This window comes from Mycobacterium sp. IS-836 (assembly GCF_001954275.1).
GTDB lineage: Bacteria > Actinomycetota > Actinomycetes > Mycobacteriales > Mycobacteriaceae > Mycobacterium.
In genome coordinates this window covers 1-19751 of the sequence record NZ_MBEU01000031.1, presented here as the reverse complement: position 1 = coordinate 19751, position 19751 = coordinate 1, and the positions used below count along the sequence as shown (strand labels likewise).

Genomic DNA, 19751 nt, shown 5'->3' with positions numbered 1-19751 from the left:
GACCACTTCGGCCATCCCCGCGGCGATTTCGTTGTGCGGCAACGTTTCCAGCGTCGCCAGGTCGGCGAGGGCGGCAACCAGGCTGGCCGCGGCGACGGGGGGCCGCCCGGACCGCCCTTCGACGGTGGGCCGCTTGCGCTCGTCGGGCAGGTCGATCTCGCCCAGCCCGATGCGGTTCTGCAGGTGTCGGGCCCAGCGCGGAGCCCACCAGCAGTCGTCGCCGAGCAGCTTCATCACCGACGGCACCAGGAACATCCGCACCACCGTCGCGTCCAGCAGCAGCGCCGCCGCCAAGCCAAACGCCAGGTACTTCATCATCACCAGGTCGGAGAACATGAACGACCCAGCGACGACGGCCAGCACCAGCGCGGCGGCCGTGATCAAACGTCCGGTGGTCGCGGTGCCGATCCGGATCGCCTCCGCGGTCGACATGCCGCGTTCCCGCGCCTCGACCATTCGGGAAACCAGGAACACCTCGTAGTCGGTGGCCAGGCCGAACCCGACCGCGACGACCAGCGCGATCAGCACCACCATCAGCGGCGTCGGCGTGAAGTTCAGCCACGTCGAGAAATGCCCGTCGACGAAGATCCAGGTCAGGATGCCCAGCGTGGACCCGAGCGTCAGCGCGCTCATCACCACCGCCTTGATCGGCAGCACCACCGACCCGAACGCCAGGAACATCAACAACGTTGTGGCGCCGAGCAATAGGACGAGCATCAGCGGCGCCTTGCTGAACAGACTGTGGATGCTGTCCTGCTCCAGCGCCGGCGTGCCGCCGACCAGAAGGGTGAGGCCCTTTGGCGGCGATATCGCCCGCAGTTCGCTGATCTTCTTGGCGGCGTCATTGCGATTGGACAGGCCGTTCTGGATCACGCGGACCGAGCCGTCCTTGGGCTGCGCTGCCCCGTTCGGGCCGCTGACGCAGGGGTTGCCGGCGATGGTGGGGCACGGTCGCTCTTGCCAGGTTTTGTCGGTAAACCCGGTAATCGAGGAAATCCTGTTGCGGATGTCGGCAACCTGCTGGTCGGTGACCTTGCTGCCGTTGTCGCTCTTGATCACCATCGTCAGTTGTTCGGTGCGGTATCCGGGAAAGAGCTTGTCGAAGTGCTCCTGCGCCAGGCGGACGGAATTGTTTGGCGGCAGGTACTTCTCGCTCATGCCGCCGAACGAGAGGTTGCCGAGCGGAATGACGAGCAGGATCATGCCGACGGCGATCGGGATGGCGAACGCCAGCGGCCGCTTCATCACGAAGTTGACGAGCTTGCCCCAGAATCCGGCCTCGACCTCTTCGCGGGTCTTGGTCTTCTGCAGCCGGTCGGCGAGCCAGTTGAGGTAGGCGCGCGAGTACTTCCAGTTGCGCAGGAACGGCACCCGGAACGCGGTCCGCACGCCCAGCGCATCGACGTGACGGCCGAGGATCCCCAGGCACGCCGGCAGCAACGTGATCGAGAGCAGCGCCGCAAGCCCAACCGCGGCGAAGATCGCATAGACCAGCGAATGCACGAAGCCCTGCGGCAATACCAGCAGGCTGGCGCTCGACGCGATGATCAGCGCCGCGGAGAACGTCACGGTGCGACCGGCCGTCATGACCGTGCGACGCACGGCGGCGTCGGTGTCGTAGCCCTCGGCGATCTCCTCCCGGAATCGGCTCACCACGAAAAGCCCGTAGTCAATGGCGATACCGAAACCGATCAGCGAGATCACCGGCTGGGCGAAGAAGTGCACCGGGCCGAAGATGGCGACGAACCGCAGGATGCCCAGCGCGCCGGCAATGCTCAGACCGCCCACCATCACCGGCAGGCCGGCGGCGACGGCGCCGCCGAACACCAGGAACAGCACCACCGTCACTATCGGTAGCCCGATGTATTCGAGAGCCTCTTGGTCGCTGGCGATGGTGCCGGTCAGGGCGTTGGCTATCGGCTCCAAGCCGGCGAGCTGAACCGTGCCGCCGTCGAGCTTCTGCAGGTCGGGCGCGATGGCCTTGTAGTTGTTGAGGATGCTGTCGTCGTCGTCGCCCTTCAGCGGGATGGAAACGAACGTGTGCTTCCTATCCTCGGTGGCCATCCCCTTGATCAGCGAGCTCGGGCTGTCGGGCGCCGCCAGCCAGCCGGCCCAGCCGACGACCTGATCGGGATGGTCGTTCTTGAACTTGTTGAGCTCGCCGACGATTCTGTCCCGCCAGGCCGGGTCGTCGACCGATCCGCCGTTGGGGGCGGTGAAGGTGGCCACCACGTGGCTGGTGCGGTCGCGGCCGTAGGTCTTGTCGCCCAGTACCGACGCCTTCACCGATTGGCTGCCCTCGTCGTAGAAGCCGCTCTGTGTGACATGCTTGCCCAGGCTCATCCCGAACAGGCCGCCGAGCAGGCAAAGAGCCACCGTGACTCCGATGACGATGTACCGGTAGCGGTACACGGTTCGACCCCACCAGGCGAACACGTAAGCTCCTTACTGGATCTCTACGGACCCGCGCATTGGGTTCCCAGTCTCACACACGCGTGGTCAATAGGGCGGACAGCGGCCGGAAGGGCTGCAGCCACGCTCCATGGTCAGGCAGCGAATCTAGGCCGATTCGCGGCAACGGCTCCCGGAAAACACCCGCAATGTCTTCCAGGTCGACGAAGTCCAAGGTATCCGACGCTAACGCCCAACTCGCGTGTTCACGAAATCCGATCACCTGGACGCCAACCCCGCTGCGCGCGATTTCTTCCAGCGGTTGACGGAACGCCTGGCCGTCGGCCGAAGCCACCACCAGCGCCGCGAGGCCTTCTTGGCGCCGCTGTTCGATGTGCGCGAGCATGTCGCGGTCGACGTCGCTGTCCTCGTCGATCTTCGGCTTGGCAAAGACCGCGAAGCCCACGTTACGCAGCGCGTCCACCCACGGCCGAACGACGTCGGCGCTGCCCGGGGCGATATTGGTGAAAACGGTGGCCTCCGGTTCGACCACGACGCCCGGTCGGCCGGCGCTGACCTCCGCGGTGCGGGCCAGCAGCCAGCGACCGAGCGCGTCGAAGCGTGGACGTTCGAGGGCGGTCGGGCGCCGCCCCAGGATGGACCCGAGGCCCATGTCGAGGTTGGGGGCGTCCCACACCAGCAGGACGCGCCTGGCGGGTGCTTCGAAACTGCCCAGACCACCGGAGAGGACCGCCGGTGATTCGAGCGGTTCGGGTACTGCTGCGGTCTGTTCGGTCAGGCTCATGCTCATCGCCTCTATCGTCGAAGCCAGATCAACTCGGTCACGGCGCTGCCCGCTTCTCGAGCTTTCGTCTCGTATTTAGTGGTGGGCCGGACGATCGAGACCGGCAGTCGGCTGCCGGGCTCGACACGGCACAGCCGGGGTTCGGCGTCACCGGCCTGGGCGATCTGCTCGGCGTACCCGGGGTGGTCCGTCGCGGCGTGCAGGACACCACCAGGGAGTAGCCGGTCAGCGATCAGGCCAATCGTGCTCGGTTGCAAGAACCGACGTTTGTGGTGGCGCGCCTTGGGCCAGGGATCGGGGAAGAAGACGCGGACTCCGCTGAGCGACGCCGGCGCAATTAGATAGTGCAGGACATCGACCGCATTGCCCCGGATCAACCGGATGTTGCCGACACCGTCGCGGTCGATGGCGGACAGCAGCTGCGCCAGCCCCCGGCGGTAGACCTCCACCGCGATCACGTCGACGCCGGGCTCGTCCTTGGCCATCGCCAGCGTGGATGTGCCGCTGCCACAGCCGATTTCGAGCACCAACGGTGCCTCGCGGCCAAACCACGCGCGGGTGTCCAGCGGTTCGGTCCGCTCGGGTATCTCCGACATGCCCAGCTGCGGCCACAGCCGTTCCCAGGTCTGGCGCTGGGCGTCGGACAGGGCGGAGCGCCGGGAACGAAAACTCGACGCCGGAAGGTAGCCGTGCTGCGGATTGTCCGAATCGCGGGGCTCCGGTGCTGGGGTCACGTCCTGGCCAACCTCTAGTCCGGTCCTCGCCTTCACCCGTGTGTCGGGACATGTCCCCACCCCGGGTTGCGCATGCATTTGTCCATGGTGGCCCATGAACGCCCGATGTAGCCGCCCCAGGTCCAGATTGATACCCAACAGTTGCCTTCGACTGGTAACACCAAGGTGGCTCGCGTCTCGATGGCGCAGATGCCACCATTCGGTGGGACCCGATCCGCCACCGGGCAAAATGGGCTGGCCGGTGGATCGGCCAACAATCGACCGGGAGAGGGACAGGGGCACCAGATTTTCGTCGACGAGCTGACGCGATTCGCCGCCGAGCACGCTGACGCGCGCGTGACGGCGATCGCCGAACGAGCCGCCGCGCCGCTGCGCGTGGCGGTCCGCGGGCGCCGGGGCGTGGGGCGCGGCACGGTCGCGCGGGCCCTGAACCGCGCCGGGTGTGCGGCGGGGATCGCGGTGGCCCCGCCGGAGTGCGCCGGTGATCGCGACGTCGACGTCGTCGTCTACGTCACCGCCGAGGTGATCAAGCCGGAGGACGCCGACGCGATCGGTGCCGCGCAGCGCCCGGTGCTGGCGGTGCTGAACAAAGCCGATCTGGCCGGCGCGCTGTCCGGCCGCGGCGGCGACAATCCGATCGCGGCCGCGCGCGAACGCTGCGCGAAACTCGCTGCGCTCGCCGGCGTCCCGGTCGAGCCGATGATCGGCCTGCTTGCCGTCGCCGCGCTGGACGACCTCGATGCCACGGTGTGGGCCGCGCTGCGGGACCTGGCCGCGCATCCCGGCGGTGCTGCGTCCCTCGACGGGTCGTTCGACGGATTCCTGGCCGCCGACAACCCGGTGCCCGTCGCCGCCCGGCGGCACCTGCTGGACGTACTGGATCTGTTCGGGACGGCCCTGGGGATCGCGGCGGTCCGCCAGGGCCGCCCACCGGCGCAGGTGCGCACGCTGCTGCGCCGTACCAGCCGGCTCGACGCCGTCCTGACCAAGCTGTCGGCCCTCGGCGCCGAGGCGCGCTACCGGCGGGTGCTCGACGCCGTCGCGGAATTGGAGGCCCTGGCCGTCTGCCACAACGAGATCGGCGAGCGGATCGGCGGATTCCTTCGCCGCGACGACACGGTGATCGCCCGGATGGCCGCCGCGGTCGAGCTGGCGGAGGCGGCCGGGCTGCGGGTCGGCCCCGTATCGGCCGACGCCGATCCGGCCACGCACCTGCCGCGGGCGGCCCGCTGGCAGCGCTACAGCCGCGGACCGGTGAGCGATCTGCACCGCGCCTGCGGGGCGGACATCGCCAGGGGATCGCTGCGGCTGTGGTCGCAGACCTGCGGCTCACTTCCCGCCGGGGAGCCATGGTGAGCGGCGAGGATCGCGACGACCCGGCCGCCCGGGTGGACGCACTGGTGGCGGCGATCGGCCCCCGGCTGGATGCGCCCGCCGTCAACCGGCTCGACGTCGTGCTGGTGACCGGCCCGTGGATGTCCGGGGTGACCGGGGTGGTCGCGGCGCTGCGGGAACGGCTGCCGCAGCACAAGTTCGTCGAGTCGACGGATCTGGGACCAGGCGATGCGCCGGCCGCGGTGGTGTTCGTGGTGTCGGCGGCCGCGCCGTTGACCGAATCCGACTGTGTGCTGCTGGACGGCGCCGCCGAGCACACCGACGCGGTGATCGGCGTGGTGTCCAAGATCGACGTGCACCTCAATTGGCGCGACACGCTGAAGACCAACCGCGAGACGTTGGCCGCGCACGCACCGCGCTATGCCCAGGTGCCGTGGGTGGGCGCGGCCGCGGCCCCCGACCTCGGTGAGCCGGCCGTCGACGAGCTGGTGGACACCATCTCGGCTCAGCTCGCCGATTCCGATATCGCTCGGCGAAACAGGTTGCGGGCGTGGGAATCTCGGCTTCAGACACTGCGGCAGCGTGTCGAACGCGACGCCGAGGGCGCCGGTCGGCGGGTGCGGGTCGAGGCGTTGCGCGAAGAGCGCGGCGCGGCCCTGCGCGAGCGGCGCCAGGCGAAATCCGAGCGGACCATCACCCTGCGCGGCCAGATCCAGCAGGCGCGGGTCGAGTTGTCCTACTTTGCGCGCAACCGCTGCTCGGCGCTCCGCGGCGAACTGCAGGAGGACGTCGGCGGTCTGTCGCGGCGCAAGATTCCCGAGTTCGAGGCGCACACCCGCGAGCGGCTGGACGAGATAGTCACCGAGGTGAGCGAGCACACCACCACACACCTGGCCGGCATCGCGACCGAGATGGCGGTGCCGGTCGCTTTGCCGGCCGTCGAGAAGCTGCCGGCGGTCGACGTCGGCCCCCCACACCTGAAATCACGGCGGCAGGAAACCTGGCTGATGATGTTGCTGGGCGCCGGGTTCGGGCTGGGTGTCGCGCTTACGCTGAGCCGGTTGGTCGCCGGTTTGGCCCACGGCCTGAACCCCCTGGCCCAGATCGCCGGGGCCGCGGCATGCGTGGCGATCGGCCTGGCCGTCACCTTCCTGGTGGTCAATCTCCGCGGACTGCTGCACGACCGCGCCTTGCTGGACCGTTGGGCGGGCGACGCGACGTCGTCGCTGCGTTCGGCCGTCGAGGAGTTTGTCGCCACCCGGGTGCTGGTCGCCGAGTCGGTGCTGAGCACCGCGCTCCTCGCCCGCGAGGAGGCGGAGAACTCGCGGGTGTCCGAGCAGGTCAGCGCCATCGACAGCGAACTGCGTGAACACGCCATCGCGGCGGCGCGGGCCGCGGCGGTGCGCGATCGGGAGATGCCGACGATCGCCTCCGCGCTCGAGGCCGTCCGTGCAGAGCTGGGAGAACCGGGTATACCCCATTCCGAGCAGGAACCCGAGAACGAACCGGAGAACGCGGCCGAACCCGCGGGCGGGGACGGCAGCGACGAACCGGCGTCGACGGACGAGGACGGCGACGTTTCGTGACGGCCGGTTTCTGAATCGTTGTTGTGAGGAGGCTTATACCCGCCCGAACCATACCCAGCAAGGTGATCACGATAACCTGTAGTTAACGCATCACCATGTCAACAGTTGTGTGGGCGAACGCATACGCACGACGAACGCCAGGAACGCAGACGAAGAATTCAGGAGAGTTCGATGACCTCAGCGACCATTCCGGGTCTGGACAACCCGCCCACCGAGCACCAGGGGCTGCTGTCGTGGGTGGAGGAGGTCGCCGAGCTCACCCAGCCGGACCGGGTGGTATTCGCTGACGGCTCCGACGAAGAGTGGCAGCGGCTGACTGAGCAGCTCGTCGAGGCGGGCACGTTCAAGCGCCTGAACCCCGAGAAGTACCCCAATTCCTTCCTGGCGCTGTCCGATCCGTCCGACGTCGCGCGCGTGGAATCGCGGACCTTCATCTGTTCCGAGCGGGAGAGCGACGCGGGCCCGACCAACAACTGGATGGACCCGGCCGAGATGCGCTCCACCCTGAAGGATCTGTACCGGGGCTGCATGCGCGGCCGCACCATGTATGTGGTGCCGTTCTGCATGGGCCCGCTCGGTGCCGACGACCCCAAGCTGGGCGTGGAGATCACCGACTCCGAATACGTCGTCGTCTCGATGAAGGTGATGACCCGGATGGGCAAGGCCGCCCTGGAGAAGATGGGCAACGACGGGTTCTTCGTCAAGGCGCTGCACTCCGTGGGCGCCCCGCTGGAGCCGGGCCAAAAGGACGTGCCGTGGCCCTGCAACGACACCAAATACATCACCCACTTCCCGGAGACCCGCGAGATCATGAGCTACGGCTCCGGCTACGGCGGCAACGCCCTGCTGGGCAAGAAGTGCTATTCGCTGCGCATCGCGTCGGCGATGGCCCACGACGAGGGCTGGCTCGCCGAGCACATGCTGATCCTCAAGCTGATCTCCCCGGAGAACAAGGCCTACTACTTCGCCGCGGCGTTCCCGTCGGCCTGCGGAAAGACCAACCTCGCCATGCTGCAGCCGACCATCCCGGGCTGGCGCGCCGAAACGCTCGGCGACGACATCGCCTGGCTGCGATTCGGCAAGGACGGCCGGCTGTACGCGGTCAACCCCGAGTTCGGTTTCTTCGGGGTCGCTCCGGGCACCAACTGGAAGTCCAACCCCAACGCCATGCGCACCATCGCCGCGGGCAACACCGTCTTCACCAACGTCGCGCTGACCGACGACGACGAGGTGTGGTGGGAAGGTCTGGAGGGCGAGCCGGATCACCTGATCGACTGGAAGGGTCAGGACTGGATCATTCGCGAGACAGAAACCAAAGCGGCCCACCCGAATTCGCGTTACTGCACGCCGATGTCGCAGTGCCCGATCCTGGCGCCGGAGTGGGACGACCCGCAGGGTGTGCCGATCTCGGGCATCCTGTTCGGCGCGCGCCGCAAGACCACGGTGCCCCTGGTGACCCAGGCCCGCGACTGGCAGCACGGCGTGTTCATGGGAGCCACCATGGGCAGCGAGCAGACCGCCGCCGCCGAGGGCAAGGTCGGCACCGTGCGCCGCGACCCGATGGCCATGCTGCCGTTCCTCGGCTACCACGTCGGTGACTACTTCCAGCACTGGCTGGATCTCGGCAAGAACTCCGACGAGTCCAAGCTGCCGAAGGTGTTCTTCGTCAACTGGTTCCGCCGCGGCGAGGGTGGCAAGTTCCTGTGGCCGGGCTTCGGTGAAAACAGCCGCGTGCTGAAGTGGATCGTCGACCGCATCGAGCACAAGGCCGGCGGCCAGGACACCCCAATCGGCATCGTCCCCACCGCCGAGGACCTCGACTTGGATGGCCTCGACGTCACCGGCGAGGACGTGGGCCGGGCTTTGAGCGTCGACGCCGACGAGTGGCGCAAGGAATTGCCGCTGATCGAGGAGTGGTTCGAGTTCGTCGGCGACAGGCTGCCCACCGGCGTCAAGGACGAGTTCGAGGCGCTCAAGCAGCGGCTGTCCGAATCGTCGTAGCACCCCGGCGCTAGCCGCCGATCGCCTGCCGTCGCAAGGACTTCGGCAGATACACCGCGCCCGGTCCCGCGCCCGCCGCGGTGTCGCCGGGATTGGAGATGGCGCAGCGCTTCAGCGAGAGACAACCGCAGCCGATGCACGAGTCGAGGTTGTCGCGAAGCGCCATCAGGCCCGCGATTTGATCGTCGAGCCGCGTGCGCCACGTCTTCGACAGCGCCGCCCAGTCGGCCCGCGTCGGGGTGCGGGCGTCCGGAAGTTTCGCCAGGGCGTCGGCGACCTCCTCCAGGCTTAGCCCGACGTTTCGGGCGGCCCGGATGAAGGCCAGGCGCCGCAACATGTGCCGCTCGAACCGGCGCTGACCACCTGGCGTCCGCGACGCCGTGATCAGGCCCTGGCTTTCGTAGAACCGGATCGCCGACGCGGCGAAGCCACTTCGCGTCGCGATCTCGCTGACGGTGAACAAATCCCGTTTATCCATACGACCTACCCACTCGGACTTGACTTAAAGTTTACTTTAACTATCAGTATGGGGCGTATGACTCAATCCGACACCCGTCCCGTCGCAATCGTCACCGGCGCCTCGCGCGGATTCGGCAAGGCACTGACCGCCGCCCTGCTCGACCGCGGCTGGACCGTCGTGGGCGATGCCCGCCGCGACACTGACCTGAAAACCACTGCAGCAGAGCTGAATTCGGCGCGACTGATCGCGTTGCCCGGAGACGTCACGCAGGCCTCCCACCGTGACGCGTTGATCGCGGCGGCGATCGACGCCGGGCCGCTTCGGCTCCTGGTCAACAACGCGAGCCGATTGGGGCCCAGCCCCCAACCGCAGCTCGCCGACTATCCTGCGCCCGAGTTATCGGCCGTGTACCAGACGAACCTGTTCGCCCCGCTGGCGCTGATCCAGGCGGCGCTGCCGGCCCTCACCGAGAACGGCGGGGTGGTCGTCAACCTGACCTCCGACGCCGCCGTCGAACCGTATGCGGGCTGGGGCGGCTACGGCTCGTCCAAGGCCGCCCTCGATCAGCTGTCGGCCGTGCTGGCCGCCGAGGTCCCGGCCGTGCCGGTGTACGCGTTCGACCCCGGCGACATGCGCACGGAGATGCACCAGGCCGCATTCCCGGGCGAGGACATCTCCGATCGCGCCGAGCCGGAATCCGTCGTGCCGGCGGTGTTGCGGCTCCTCGACACCCGGCCGCCCTCCGGTCGCTATCGGGTCGCGGACCTGGCGCTGTCTGGAGCGCAGCAATGACTCTCCCGACACTCCCGATCCTCCCGGCTACCCCGCGGCCGCACACGCGCTTCCACCGGCGCCCGGGCTCCGATGCCACCGAGCCTCCCGAGGCGCGCGGCCTGGCCCGGGACGCGGTCAAGCTGCTGGTCGCCGGGCCCGGCGGGGTCGACCACGCGCACTTCCGCGACCTGGGTGAGTACCTGCGGCCCGGCGACCTACTGGTGGTGAACGACTCCGCCACCATGCCCGCCGCCGTCGACGGCCGCCGCGCCGGGCAGCCGATCGCGGTGCACTTCTCCACCGTGCGCGCCGAGAAAGTGTGGGTGGTGGAGCTGCGGCCCGCGGCGAACGCGACCGGACACCTCACCGACGTCGGGCCCGGCCAGCGCATCGACCTGCCCGGCGGCGCCGCGCTCGTCGTCGAGTCCTCCTACCCGCAGCCGGGCGTCGGCGGCGCTCGCTTGTGGACCGCGCGGGTGATCATCGAGGGCAACGTCGGCGCATACCTCGGCCGGCATGGCCGCCCGATCCGCTACGCCTACGTGTCGCGGCAGTGGCCGCTGCGCTACTACCAAACCGTGTTCGCCCGGCGCCCCGGCAGCGCCGAAATGCCCAGCGCGGCACGGCCGTTCAGCACCGAATTGGTGACCGCTCTGGTGGCGGCCGGGGTCGCGATCGCGCCGATCACACTGCACGCCGGGGTGTCCTCGGCGGAGGCCGGCGAGCCGCCCACTCCCGAGCTTTTCCAGGTGCCCTCCGCGACCGCGCGGTTGGTGAACTTCACGCGCGCGGCCGGCGGCAGGGTGATCGCGGCCGGAACCACCGTGACCCGTGCTCTGGAATCGGCCGCGGACCGCGGCGGCGCGGTGGGGCCGGTGGTGGGCTGGACGGACCTGGTGCTCGGCCCGTCCCGCCCTTCCCGCGTGGTCGACGGCTTGATCACCGGATGGCACGACGCCGGCGCCTCCCACCTGTTGCTGCTGGAGGCCGTCGCCGGCCCGGAGCTGGTGGCCGGCGCCTACCGCGAGGCCGTCGAGCACGGCTATTTGTGGCATGAATTCGGCGACAGCGCCCTGCTGCTGCCCACTTGACACCTGTCAACACGCGCGGCGGTACAGTCCTCGCATGCAGATTCGCCCCCACATCGGCGCCGACAAACCCGCGGTGATCCTGCACCCGTCGGGCACAGTCGTTACCTTCGACGACCTGGAAGCCCGCGCCAACCGGCTGGCCCGCCGGTTCCGCGAGGCCGGCCTGCGCGAGGGTGACACCGTCGCGATCCTGATGGAGAACAACGAACACATCCACGCGGTCATGTGGGCGGCGCGGCGCAGCGGCCTGTACTACGTGCCGATCAATACGCACCTGACCCCGGCCGAGGCGGCCTACATCATCGACAACAGCAGCGCCCGCGCGATCGTCGGGTCGGGTGCACTGCGTGAAACCTGCGAGGGCCTGGCGCAACATCTGCCCGGCGGGCTACCGCCCCTGCTGATGATGGCCGACGGCGATCTCGACGGGTGGGAGCGATATCCGGAATGCGTTGCGGGCCAACCCGACACACCGATCGACGACGAACTCGAGGGCGACCTGCTGCAGTACTCCTCGGGCACCACCGGGCGGCCCAAGGGAATCAAACGCGAGTTGCCGCACGTCCCGCCGGCGGAGGCGGCGGGCATGATGGCGGCGCTGGTGGAATTCTGGATGACGCCTGACTCGATCTATCTGAGCCCGGCACCGCTGTATCACACGGCGCCGTCGGTGTGGTCGATGACCGCGCAGGCCGGCGGCATCACGACCGTGGTGCTGGAGAAGTTCGATCCCGAGGGCACGCTGGACGCCATCCAGCGCTACCGCGTGACCCACGGACAGTTCGTGCCGGCCATGTTCACCCGGATGCTCAAACTGCCTCAGGCGGTTCGTGATTCGTACGACCTGTCCAGCCTGCAGCGGGTGATGCACGCCGCGGCGCCGTGTCCGGTGGAGATCAAGAAGCAGATGATCGACTGGTGGGGGCCGATCGTCGACGAGTACTACGCGTCCTCGGAGGCGATCGGGTCGACGTTGATCAGCGCCGAGGAGTGGCTGGCCCATCCCGGTTCGGTCGGCAGGCCCATGAACTGCCAGATCCACATCCTCGGCGAGGACGGCACCGAGCTGCCCCCTGGCCAGCCCGGCGAGATCTACTTCGAGGGCGGCTTCTCCTTCGAATACCTCAACGATCCGGCGAAAACCGCTGCCTCACATGACAAGCACGGCTGGGCCACCGTCGGCGACGTCGGCTACCTCGACGACGAGGGCTATCTATTCCTGACCGACAGGCGCCACCACATGATCATCTCCGGTGGGGTGAACATCTATCCGCAGGAGACCGAGAACCTTCTGGTCACCCATCCGAAGGTGCTCGACGCGGCGGTGTTCGGCATTCCCGACGACGAGATGGGCCAGCGCGTCGTGGCGGCGGTGCAGACCGTCGACCCAGCCCACGCCACCGACGAATTCGCCGCCGAGCTGCTCGGCTGGCTGCGAGACCGCCTGGCGCACTACAAGTGCCCGCGATCCATCGCATTCGAGACGCAGCTGCCGCGCACCGACACCGGAAAGCTCTACAAGAACGGGCTGATCGAGAAGTATTCGGTGTGACTCTCCGAGTGGTCGACCTGTCCGGCGCGACGGACGCCGGCGTCGACAGGCCGCCGGGAGTGACCGTCGCCGTCGGCTCGGCCGCTGACATCGCGAAGTCCGAAACCTGGCTCGACGCGGCGACTTTCACCCTGACCGAGGACCCCTGCACCGATCGCCGGGTGGTCACCGTCGATTCCGTGCCCGAGACGCTGGCCGAGCTGACGCAGCGCTGCCAACGCTGGCCGCATGCCAGCAGCGTGTGCGACGACGTGCTGCGCGCGGTCAGCCCCGACGGCCCGACCCTGGCCGCGGTCGTGACCGAGTCGTTGGCCTACTCCACGCTGCAGGCCGGCCCGGAGTTCGCGCGCTGGCTCGACGAGCGCGGCCCCGCCCGCATGCCCGAGATCGGAGACCCGGTGCAGGCACGCCGCGACGGCGACACCCTGCGCATCGCGTTCAACCGGCCGCAACGCCACAACGCGTTTTCCACCGACGCGCGCGCGGCGCTGCTGGAGGCGCTGACCGTCGCGCAACTCGACCCGTCGGTGACGGGGATCGTGTTGAGCGGCAACGGCCCATCGTTTTGCAGCGGCGGAGACCTCGCCGAGTTCGGCACCTTTGCCGACCCGGCCAGCGCGCACCTGGCCCGCACCCGGCACAGCCCCGCGCTTGCGCTCGACGCGCTGACCGCCCGGCTCGGCCGGTCCTGCCGCGCCGAGGTTCACGGCCGGGTGATGGGCAGCGGACTGGAGATGGCGGCGTTTTGCGGATGGATTGAGGCGCGCGACGATTCGGTGTTCGGGTTACCCGAATTGACCCTGGGCCTGATCCCCGGCGCCGGCGGCACCGTCAGCGTTACGCGGCGAATCGGCCGCTGGCGCACGGCGTATCTCGTGCTGTCCGGACGAACCGTCGGCGCCGATACCGCGCTGGAGTGGGGGCTGGTGGACGCCATTTGCGTTGGCGCCCAAGGCCTCTCCCAGTAGAAGCTCAGTAACCCGAAAACGTCGTCGTGGTGGTCGACGGCAGGTTGGAAATGGCGAAGGCGAAGATGAAGAAGTACACGATCGCGGACATCAGCCCGATGACCCCGCCCGCGATCGCGGCGATGATCGCCCACTTCTTGGCGTTCTCGGAAGCGGACTGGGCCTCGGCGTACCGTCCCTGCGTCCACAGCCCAGAGACCTTGGTGGAGTAGACGATCGACACGATGCCCAGCGGAAGACAGCACAGGACCGTGGTCAGGATCGCCCACACGAGGTAGTTGTCCGGCTCTCGCTGGGCCGGCCAGCCCGGCTGCTGGCCCGGCCAACCCGGTTGCTGGCCTTGCCAACCGGGCTGCTGGCCCTGCCATTCCGGCGGTTGGCCCTGCCAACCCGGTTGCTGCTGGCCCTGCCATTCTGGGGAACCTTCGTACGGCCCTGGGGGATAACTCATGACGACTCCCTTTCCGTGTGGTTCCCTCCGGTCCAGGCTTTGCTGGCACGCGAAGTCAGGCAAATATACAGCACGCGTCGGGGTCGGGCCGGGAGATTTCGACTCCCTCCCTTCAGATCCCGCCCCGGGCGACCAGCTGCCCGGCGATCACGTTGCGCTGGATCTCATTGGTGCCTTCGCCGACGATCATCAGCGGCGCGTCGCGGAAGTATCGTTCGACGTCGTATTCGGTGGAGTAGCCGTAGCCGCCGTGGATGCGCACGGCGTTGAGCGCGATCTCCATCGCGACCTCGGAGGCGAACAGCTTGGCCATCCCGGCTTCCATGTCGCAGCGTTCGCCGCTGTCGTAGCGCTCCGCGGCATACCGGGTGAGCTGACGGGCGGCGGTGAGCTTGGTCGCCATGTCGGCGAGGTAGTTGCCGACGGCCTGATGCTTCCAGATCGGCCGGCCGAAGCTCTCCCGCTGCTGCGCGTAGGCCAGCGCGTCCTCGAGCGCCGCCGTCGCCACCCCCAAGGCCCGCGCAGCCACCTGGATACGGCCCGTCTCGAGCCCCTTCATCATTTGCGAAAAACCCTCGCCCGGGCGGCCGCCCAGAATCGCGGTCGCCGGCAATCGGTAGTTGTCGAACGACAGCTCACAGGACTCGACACCCTTGTAGCCGAGCTTGGGCAGGTCCCGCGACACCGACAGGCCCGGCCCGTGCTCGACCAGCGCGATCGAGATGCCCTTGTGCCGCGGCTCGGCGTTCGGGTCCGTCTTGCACAACAGGGCGATCAGGCCGGACCGGCGCGCGTTGCTGATCCAGGTCTTGGAGCCGTTGATCACCAGGCCATCCGAGCCGTCCGGCAGCGCGGTGGTGGACATGTTCTGCAGGTCGGAACCGCCACCTGGCTCGGTCAGCGCCATCGTGGCCCGCAGCTCGCCGGTGGCCATCGGCGGCAGGTAGGTCCGCTTTTGCTGCTCGGTGCCGAACAGCGTCAGCAGCTTGGCCACCACGGTGTGCCCACCCATCGCGCCGGCCAGGCTCATCCAGCCGCGCGCCAGCTCCTGCGTGACGCGGACGTAGCAGGGCATCGACACCGGCGACCCGCCGTACTCCTCGGGAACGGCCAGCCCGTAGATGCCGATCCGCTTCATCTGCTCGATCCACGCATCGGGGTAGGTGTTGGCGTGCTCGACCTCGCGGACGGTCGGTTTCACGTCGCGGTCGATGAACGCCCGCACGGTGGCGACCAGCAGGTCCTCTTCGTCTTGGGAGTCGTCGCTGTGCTCTTTGCTCACCCATGCCATATTGGCCCCGTGACTTATGCCGACATACGCGAGGGTGGGCCCTACTTCGACGACCTATCGGTGGGCCAGGTGTTCGACTGGGCGCCGTCGACGACGCTGTCGCCGGGTCTGGCGGCCGCGCATCAGGCGATCGTGGGGGACCGGCTGCGCCTGGCGCTGGACGCCGACCTGTACGTGGCGGTAACCGGCATGCCCGGCCCGATGGCGCATCCAGCGCTGGTCTGCGACGTGGCGATCGGGCAGTCGACGCTGGTGACCCAGCGAGTCAAGGCCAACCTGTTCTATCGCGGTCTCACCTTTCACCATTTCCCGGCCATCGGTGACTCGGTCTACACCCGCACCGAAGTCGTTGGGCTGCGGCCGAATTCGCCCAAGCCCGGCCGGGCACCCACGGGGTTGGCTGCGCTGCGGATGATCACGATCGACCGGGCCGACCAGCTGGTCCTCGACTTCTACCGCTGCGCCATGCTGCCCGCGAGCCCGGACTTCCGGCCCGACGATCGTCCCGGTGACGACCTGTCGGGCATCGGCGCGGACGCGGCCCCGCCCGCCGCCGATCCGACCGCCCACTGGGACGCCGAGGTCTTCCGAACCCGGGTGCCCGGCCCGCATTTCGACCCCGGCATCGCGGGCGCGGTATTGCACAGCACCGGCGACGTCGTCAGCAGCGCACCGGAATTGGCTCGGCTGACCTTGAATATCGCTGCCACACACCACGATTCGCGGGTCGGCGGGCGCCGCCTGGTCTACGGCGGGCACACCATCGGGCTGGCACTCGCGCAGGCCAGCCGGCTGCTGCCCAATCTGGTGACGGTCCTGGGCTGGGAGTCCTGCGACCACACCGGCCCGGTGCACGAGGGCGACACCCTCTATAGCGAACTACACGTCGAGTCCGCGCAGCCGACCGGGCATGGCGGCGTGCTGAAGCTTCGCTCGCTGGTCTACGCGGTCAGCGACGCGGCAGACCAGCCCGACAGGTCGGTGCTGGACTGGCGCTTCAGCGCCCTGCAGTTCTGACCCGCGGCGCGGCACGCCACGCGCACAATGGTGTCGTGAGCAGCGAGTCGGCCGACTGGGGAAACAGCGGGCTGGCCTACCTGACCGGGCCGCCCGACGGGCCGCCGGACTTCTCCCGTGCCCACGTGCTGACCCGCGCCGAGGGAGTCGCCGCGGACGTCGGTCACCGAACGGGCATCGGCGTGAGCGCCGCCGCGCTGCTGGCGGGGCGGGCCGCGCTGCTCGGATTGACCCGCGGCGGATCGGTCTCGTGCGGCGGCGCCACCCGATTGCTGGCCGCGCGGGACGGCTGGTGCGCGATCACGCTGTCCCGCCCCGACGACATCGCCGCCGTGCCCGCGCTGGTCCACGCCGATGATGTGCCCGCGGACCCCTGGCCCACGCTGAGGCGTTGGGCCGCAACCCAACCGGTGTCGGGAATCATCGAGCGGGCGGTTCTGCTCGACCTTCCCGCCGCTGCCCTGGGTGAGGTCGCGGCCACGTCACCGCGGATCGAACGGGCGGGATTCCGGGCGGAGGTACACCGCATCGCCGGCCTGTTGGTGGCCGACCTGTCGTCGATGTGGGCGGGCCCGTTGTGCGGGCAGCTGCTGGCCCGCGCCGGCGCGACCGTCGTCAAAGTCGAGAGCCCGCGCCGCCCCGACGGCACCCGCAGCGGCAACCGCGCGTTCTTCGACTGGATGAACGGCGGAAAGCTGTCGTATTGCGTCGATTTCGACAACGCCGACGAACTGCGCGAGCTGCTCGCGGTCGCCGACGTCGTGATCGAGGGCTCCCGGCCCGCGGCCCTGGCCCGGCGCCGGCTCGGCCCGGGCGACGTCGCGCCGCGAGCGGGCCGCATCTGGTTGCAGATCACCGGGTACGACGAGCATTCACCGAGGCCGGCGTTCGGCGACGACGCCGCGGTGGCGGGCGGTCTGGTCGGCACCGGCCACGGCGAGCCGGTGTTCTGCGGGGACGCCATCGCCGATCCCCTGACCGGGCTGGAGGCGGCCTGCGCGGTCACCGAATCGCTGGTCCGCGGCGGCGGCGAGTCGATCCACCTGTCCATGGCCGCGGTCGCCGCGACCTACGCCGCGCTGCCCACCCAGCCGTCGGCCTCGGATCACCCCGCCCCGCCGCCGCCCGTGCCGCCCGCGGCCGCGCCTGGGCCCGAGCTTGGCGCCCACAACGACGCGGTGCGGCGCCTGGTATCCGAACGGCGTTGCCTGTCATGCTGATTCGGCGGGCCACCCTGCTGGACGGGACGACCACCAGCATCCGGGTCTCCGAACGGATCGAGGAGATGGGCGACGGGCTGACCGCCCGACAGGGGGAGGGCCTGCTCGACGCCGGCGGCGGGACCGTGCTGCCCGGGCTGCACGACCACCACGTGCACGTCCGCTCGGCCGCGTCCGCGCTGGACTCGTTTCTCGTCGGACCGCCCGGCGTCACCACCAAAACCCAACTGACGCAACTGCTGTCGAACGCCACGCCGGGCCCCGACGGGTGGATTCGCGCCGTCGGCTATCACGAGTCCGTCGCCGGCGAGCTGGACCGGGCCGCCCTCGACGCGGTGGTGCCGCGCGTCCCGGTGCGCGTCCAGCATCGCAGCGGGGCGCTATGGATCCTCAACTCGGCCGCGCTGGGCCGCGTCGGCCTGGCCGAACATCCCGACGGTCGCCTGCGCAGTGCCGACCGCGGCTGGTCGGATGCGCTGGCGCGCCGGGAAACCGACCTCGCGGAGCTCAGCCGCCGAATCACCGCGACCGGCGTCACCGGTGTCACCGACGCCACCCCCGACCTCGGCGCCGACGACATGGTCTCGCTGGTGGTGGCGCAGCGCCGCGGGGAATTTCGGCCGCGGCTGCACTTCCTGTCGCCGGGCAAAAAGATCCTGCACGACGACCGACTCGACCTCGACGCCCTGACGGACTGGATCACCGAGCACCACGCGGCCGACCGGCCGGTCGCCCTGCACTGCGTGACCGCGGCCCAACTCGTGGTCGCCATCGCCGCCCTGCGCGCCGCCGGCAGCCACCGGCGCGATCGCATCGAGCACGCCGCAGTGGTGCCGGACGACACCCTGGCCGACCTGGCCGAACTCTCCGCGTCGGGGCACCTGACCGTGGTCACGCAGCCCAACTTCGTCGCCGAGCGCGGCGATCAGTACCTCGCCGATGTCCCACCGGCCGAGCACGGCCAGCTGTGGCGGGTCGCGTCGTTGCTGAAAGCTCAAGTGCGCGTGGCGCTGTCGACCGACATGCCGTTCGGCCACGGCGATCCGTGGACCGCGATGCGCGCCGCGGTATACCGCACCACACCCAGCGGCACAGTCCTGGGTGCGGGCGAACGTGTCTCGGCGCGACAGGCTTTGACCATGTTCCTGGGCGCCCCCGAGCGACCGGCGCTGGCCCGCGCCGTCGAACCCGGGCAGCCGGGCGACCTGTGCGTGCTGAACGAGCCGCCGGCGACGGCGCTGGCCGAGCTGGACGCCGGCATGGTGGCCGCCACGATCATCGGCGGTGAGCTGGTGTATTTCGCGATGTGACCGGCGATCAGCCGGCGGGGGCGAGCGCGGCGCGCAAACTGTCGCACTGGGTGTCGAAAAAGCGTTGGGACACTTGCGCTTTCGGCACGAACAGGTCGAACCCGTGGAAGACTCCGGGAACCACCTCGACCTCGCACGGCACCCCGGCGGCGCGCAGCCGTTCGGCGTAGGCGAGATCCTCGTCGTGGAACAGGTCGTGGGTGCCCACCCCGATCCACGCGGGTGGCAGGCCACTCAGGTCGTCGTGCCGCGCCGGCACGGCAACCGCGGGGTCGGCATCGCCGAGGTAGGCCGTCCAGCCGAAGTGGTTGCTGCGCGTGTTCCACAGCCGGTAGTGCGGCTTGTCCTCGGTCGTGGAACTGCGATCGTCGAGCATCGGATAGACGAGTAGCTGGAACGCGGGAGCGACATCGCCGCGGTCGCGGGCCAGCAGGGCCAGCGCAGCCGCCAGCCCGCCGCCCGCGCTGGCACCGCCGATCGCGATCCGCCCCGGGTCCACGCCGGGCTGCCCGGCCAGCCAGGTCAACGCCGCATAGCAGTCCTCCAGCGGCGCGGGATAGGGATGTTCGGGAGCCAGCCGGTGATCGACCGACGCGACCGTGATGCCCAACCTGGAGCAGAACCGGCGGCACAGCTGGTCGTCCTGCTGCGCGCTGCCGATCACGTATCCGCCGCCGTGGATCCACAGCAGCGCGGGCGTCGGCTGGGTCACGCCCGTCGGCCGGAACAGCCGGACCCCGACGCCGGGTCCGAGGGCGACGACAT

Annotated in this window: 17 protein-coding genes; 10 read left to right on the top strand and 7 right to left on the bottom strand. The window is 69.3% G+C overall.

All coding sequences use genetic code 11. The features are described from left to right. The 3 genes from A5747_RS10320 to trmB all read right to left on the bottom strand — a co-directional run. Positions 1-2436 (bottom strand): MMPL family transporter (locus A5747_RS10320; protein ID WP_083700302.1); only part of this gene is annotated, 2436 nt, incomplete at its 3' end. 49 nt (positions 2437-2485) lie between these two features. Beyond that, a complete protein-coding gene (locus A5747_RS10315; RefSeq protein ID WP_076058179.1) occupies positions 2486-3196 on the bottom strand; it encodes an NYN domain-containing protein in 711 nt (236 codons plus the stop codon). A gap of 11 nt (positions 3197-3207) precedes the next feature. Further along, entirely contained in the window at positions 3208-4068 is an 861-nt protein-coding gene (gene trmB / locus A5747_RS10310; RefSeq protein ID WP_369805048.1) for a tRNA (guanosine(46)-N7)-methyltransferase TrmB, read from the bottom strand. A gap of 42 nt (positions 4069-4110) precedes the next feature. On the opposite strand from trmB, the gene A5747_RS10305 reads away from it, so the two are divergent. From A5747_RS10305 to A5747_RS10295, 3 genes are all read left to right on the top strand, one after another. Continuing rightward, positions 4111-5286, top strand: coding sequence for a hypothetical protein (locus A5747_RS10305; protein ID WP_233148011.1), 1176 nt, complete (start codon positions 4111-4113; stop codon positions 5284-5286). Next, positions 5280-6851: a hypothetical protein gene (locus A5747_RS10300; protein ID WP_198938163.1), complete on the top strand. Its 1572-nt coding sequence runs from the start codon at positions 5280-5282 to the stop codon at positions 6849-6851. Before A5747_RS10305 ends, A5747_RS10300 begins: the two co-directional genes overlap by 7 nt. A 171-nt stretch (positions 6852-7022) precedes the next feature. Further along, the gene (locus tag A5747_RS10295; protein ID WP_076123715.1) at positions 7023-8852 is read left to right on the top strand and encodes a phosphoenolpyruvate carboxykinase (GTP); all 1830 of its coding nucleotides are present in this window, start codon (positions 7023-7025) and stop codon (positions 8850-8852) included. Between the two features lie 10 nt (positions 8853-8862). Here the strand turns inward: A5747_RS10295 and soxR are convergent, their stop codons facing one another. Next, the gene (soxR, locus tag A5747_RS10290) at positions 8863-9330 is read right to left on the bottom strand and encodes a redox-sensitive transcriptional activator SoxR (protein WP_076123714.1); all 468 of its coding nucleotides are present in this window, start codon (positions 9328-9330) and stop codon (positions 8863-8865) included. A gap of 57 nt (positions 9331-9387) precedes the next feature. Here soxR and A5747_RS10285 point away from each other — a divergent pair, with 57 nt between their 5' ends. Genes A5747_RS10285 through A5747_RS10270 form a run of 4 tightly spaced genes read left to right on the top strand, consistent with a single transcriptional unit; the run spans position 9388 to position 13697 of the window. After that, positions 9388-10104 carry an SDR family oxidoreductase gene (locus tag A5747_RS10285; RefSeq protein WP_076123713.1) on the top strand — a complete coding sequence of 239 codons (717 nt, stop codon included), beginning with the start codon at positions 9388-9390 and terminating at the stop codon, positions 10102-10104. Next, entirely contained in the window at positions 10101-11177 is a 1077-nt protein-coding gene (locus tag A5747_RS10280) for an S-adenosylmethionine:tRNA ribosyltransferase-isomerase (protein ID WP_083700295.1), read from the top strand. Before A5747_RS10285 ends, A5747_RS10280 begins: the two co-directional genes overlap by 4 nt. Positions 11178-11211: 34 nt before the next feature. Further along, positions 11212-12729 (top strand): fatty-acid--CoA ligase FadD4, encoded by a 1518-nt coding sequence (fadD4, locus tag A5747_RS10275; protein ID WP_076123712.1) that lies wholly within the window; start codon positions 11212-11214, stop codon positions 12727-12729. Further along, positions 12726-13697, top strand: a complete 972-nt coding sequence (locus A5747_RS10270; protein WP_233148010.1) for an enoyl-CoA hydratase/isomerase family protein — start codon at positions 12726-12728, stop codon at positions 13695-13697. The genes fadD4 and A5747_RS10270 overlap by 4 nt, the downstream gene beginning before the upstream one ends. A 4-nt stretch (positions 13698-13701) precedes the next feature. On the opposite strand, the gene A5747_RS10265 is transcribed toward A5747_RS10270, so the two are convergent. Together A5747_RS10265 and A5747_RS10260 are read right to left on the bottom strand one after the other, a co-directional pair. Then, positions 13702-14148 (bottom strand): CD225/dispanin family protein, encoded by a 447-nt coding sequence (locus tag A5747_RS10265; RefSeq protein WP_076123710.1) that lies wholly within the window; start codon positions 14146-14148, stop codon positions 13702-13704. Between the two features lie 112 nt (positions 14149-14260). Continuing rightward, positions 14261-15430 (bottom strand): acyl-CoA dehydrogenase family protein, encoded by a 1170-nt coding sequence (locus A5747_RS10260; RefSeq protein ID WP_233148009.1) that lies wholly within the window; start codon positions 15428-15430, stop codon positions 14261-14263. Positions 15431-15448: 18 nt separating this feature from the next. Between A5747_RS10260 and A5747_RS10255 the strand changes: the two genes are divergently transcribed. From A5747_RS10255 to A5747_RS10245, 3 genes are read left to right on the top strand one after another with little or no spacing between them, the layout of a single operon-like run. Beyond that, positions 15449-16456: a MaoC family dehydratase gene (locus tag A5747_RS10255; protein WP_076123708.1), complete on the top strand. Its 1008-nt coding sequence runs from the start codon at positions 15449-15451 to the stop codon at positions 16454-16456. Positions 16457-16491: 35 nt separating this feature from the next. After that, positions 16492-17676, top strand: coding sequence for a CoA transferase (locus A5747_RS10250; RefSeq protein ID WP_076123707.1), 1185 nt, complete (start codon positions 16492-16494; stop codon positions 17674-17676). Further along, the gene (locus A5747_RS10245) at positions 17670-18986 is read left to right on the top strand and encodes an amidohydrolase family protein (RefSeq protein ID WP_076123706.1); all 1317 of its coding nucleotides are present in this window, start codon (positions 17670-17672) and stop codon (positions 18984-18986) included. The genes A5747_RS10250 and A5747_RS10245 overlap by 7 nt, the downstream gene beginning before the upstream one ends. Positions 18987-18993: 7 nt before the next feature. Here the strand turns inward: A5747_RS10245 and A5747_RS10240 are convergent. Then, the coding region (locus tag A5747_RS10240) for an alpha/beta hydrolase (RefSeq protein WP_076123705.1) at positions 18994-19751 on the bottom strand (758 nt) is incomplete at its 5' end.